Annotated in this window: 2 protein-coding genes; one reads left to right on the forward strand and one right to left on the reverse strand. The window is 64.8% G+C overall.

Annotated elements, in window-relative coordinates; all coding sequences use genetic code 11:
* Positions 1–150 precede the first annotated feature (150 nt).
* Positions 151–1179 carry an LLM class F420-dependent oxidoreductase gene (locus tag CRM90_RS29750; RefSeq protein ID WP_102810420.1) on the reverse strand — a complete coding sequence of 343 codons (1029 nt, stop codon included), beginning with the start codon at positions 1177–1179 and terminating at the stop codon, positions 151–153.
* 62 nt (positions 1180–1241) lie between these two features.
* Between CRM90_RS29750 and CRM90_RS29755 the strand changes: the two genes are divergently transcribed.
* On the forward strand, positions 1242–2741 hold the full coding sequence (locus CRM90_RS29755; protein ID WP_102810421.1) for an acyl-CoA carboxylase subunit beta: 1500 nt from the start codon (positions 1242–1244) through the stop codon (positions 2739–2741).
* Positions 2742–2816 lie beyond the last annotated feature (75 nt).

Consider the following 2816-nt stretch of genomic DNA (forward strand, 5'->3'; position numbering starts at 1 on the left):
GACAACGCCGCATCGATCGCGTCGAGCGCCTCACCCACCTCGATCGAAAGCATGTCGGAATTTTATCCCGGGCCACCGACAAAAGCAGACGTCGAAATCGATCTGTGGATGAAGTCAGATCTGGGGATAACCCCAGAGCCACAACCGAACTCAGCCCGCGCGCACCTCATCAAGAAACGCACGTACGGTGTCTTCAGACGCGGACGACGGCAACCCGATCATCACCCGGTCGATGATCCCGTCGCAGCGCTCCCGCAGCGCGGCAGCCAATCGATCCAGCGGCGCGACAACGGCGAATGTCTCGAGGATCTCATCCGAGATCAGCGTCGCCATCGTGTCCCACTCGCCGGCCAGCGACAGGCGGTGCAACTCGGTCTGCAGATCACCCCACCCGTGCAGCTCCAACACCTTCCGATAGGCAGGCGTCGAGGCGTAGAAGGCGATCTGCTTGCGCGAACCCGCCGCCGCGGCGGCCATCTCGGCCTCATCCGCGCCGGTCACCACGAACACCGGTGCCATCACCTGGAAGTCGCTACGCGACCGACCTGAGGTGGCCATCCCCCGCTCCAGCGCCGGAATGGTCACCTCGTCGAAATACCGCTTGGTGGTGAACGCGTGCGCGATCAGACCGTCGGCCACCTCGCCGCACATCTGCGTCATCAACTCACCGACCGCGGCGATCATCACCTTCGGCGACCCGTACGGATGCTGTTCGGGCACGAACATCGGCGTCATGAGCCGGTGGGTGTAGAACTCGCCGTCGAAGCTCAGCTTGGTGCCGTCACGCCAGCTGGCCCAAATCTCGTGCAGCGCAGTGACGAACTCGCCCATGCGTCGCACGGGATGGCTCCACGGCATGCCGAACCGCTTTTCGATGTGCGGTTTGATCTGCGTTCCCAATCCGAGCAGAAGCCGGCCGTGGGAGTAGTCCTGCAGATCCCACCCGATATTGGCGACGGTCATCGGATTGCGGGCGAACGCCACCGCGATCGAGGTCCCCAATTCGATCTGGGTGGTGTGCTCGGCCGCCAGCGTCAGGGGAAGGAACGGGTCGTGGCTGATCTCGGCCGTCCAGCACCCGTCGTAACCGAGTCGCTCGACCTCACGGGCGCCCTCGGCGACCCCGGCAAGCCTGCTGATGACGCCGCGGTCGACTTTGAGACCGCCGACCTCGCCCATGCCGGCAGACGCTACAGTAAGCACTTCAGTATGGTCAACGCCGCCACGGTAAGGACACGTCGATGAGCAACGCGCAGGACTGGCAGGACACGCTCCACGACCTGAGTCGACGCCGTCAGCATGCGCATTCCATGGGCGGTGAGGAACGCCTGGCCAAGCACCACGGCAAGGGAAAGCTCGACGCCCGGGCGCGCATCGATCACCTCCTCGATCCCGGCACCTTCCAGGAGTTCGGCACCCTCGTCGGTGGCGAGATCGCGGCGGACGGTTTGGTGGCGGGCGCGGGCCGCATCGACGGGACGCCGGTGATGGTGGGCGCGGAGGACTTCACCACGTTGGCCGGCAGCATCGGTCCCGGCGGGAATGCCAAGCGCTACCGGCTCGCCGAACTCGCGCTCCGCAACAAGATTCCGCTGGTGATGTTGTTGGAGGGGGCCGGTTTCCGCGCTGCGGGCGGCGAACACTATGGCCGCACCCCGACCGACCTGATCGCGCAGGCGCGATGCTCAGGCAAGGTTCCGACCATCTCCGCCGTGCTCGGTCCGTCGGCGGGCCATGGCGCACTCGTGGCGCCGGTCTGCGACTTCTCGATCATGAGCGACCAGGGCGCGATCTTCACCGCGGGCCCGCCGGTCGTCAAAGAGGCTACCGGTGAGGACATTTCGAAGGAGGACCTCGGCGGACCGGCGGTCGCGTTGCCCAGCGGTGTCATCCACAACGTCGCCGACACCGACGAAGCGGTGCTCGACGACATCCGGCGCTACCTGTCCTACTTCCCGTCCAGTGCATGGTCGTATCCTCCGACCCGGTTGTACGACGAGGAGGCCGGCCTTCGCCCCACTCCCGAACTCCTCGACATCATCTCCCGCGACAACCGCAACATCTACGACATGCGCACTGTCCTCGACGTCGTCTTCGACGAGCCGGACTGGTTCGAGATCCAGCCGAAGTTCGGCCAGGCGATCATCTGCGCGTTGGCACATCTCGGGGGCTATCCCGTTGCGGTCGTTGCCAATCAGCCAACCGAGCTGGCCGGGTCCATCGACTCCGACGCCGCCGACAAGGCCGCGCATTTCATCATGGTCGCCGACTCGTTCCACCTGCCGATCGTGTTCCTGGCCGACAATCCCGGCATGCTGCCGGGTAGTCAGTCCGAGCGCAGCGGCGTACTTCGAAGCGGGGCAAGGATGTTCGCCGCACAGACCGCGGCGACGACGTTGAAGCTGCATGTCACCTTACGCAAGGCGTTCGGCTTCGGCTCGATGGTGATGTCACTGCTGGGCTTTGACAATCAGGTGGCGACATTCGCCTACCCGGGAGCGACGATGGGTGCGATGAGCGCGGCCGCGTTGAGCCGCGCCTCGCACGCCGACTCCGACGTCACCGAGATTCTCAAGAGCATGGAACTCGAGGCCTCCTACCGTTCGGCGGGCAGCCTCGGATTCGATGAACTGATCTCGCCTGAGGAGACGCGGAACTCGCTGATTCTCGCGCTGCAGCGCGGCATCTTCAGCCGTCAGGAAGTCGCCGAACCGGTCAGCCGGACGGTGATCACGCCCTAGTCTCCACCGTCTGAACACTTAGCCTCAATCCGTGGATCGACCCTGTTGAGGTCCGGTCAGACTGATTTTGCTGTG

It is taken from the genome of Mycobacterium sp. ENV421 (assembly GCF_002887815.1).
Taxonomy (GTDB): Bacteria; Actinomycetota; Actinomycetes; order Mycobacteriales; family Mycobacteriaceae; genus Mycobacterium.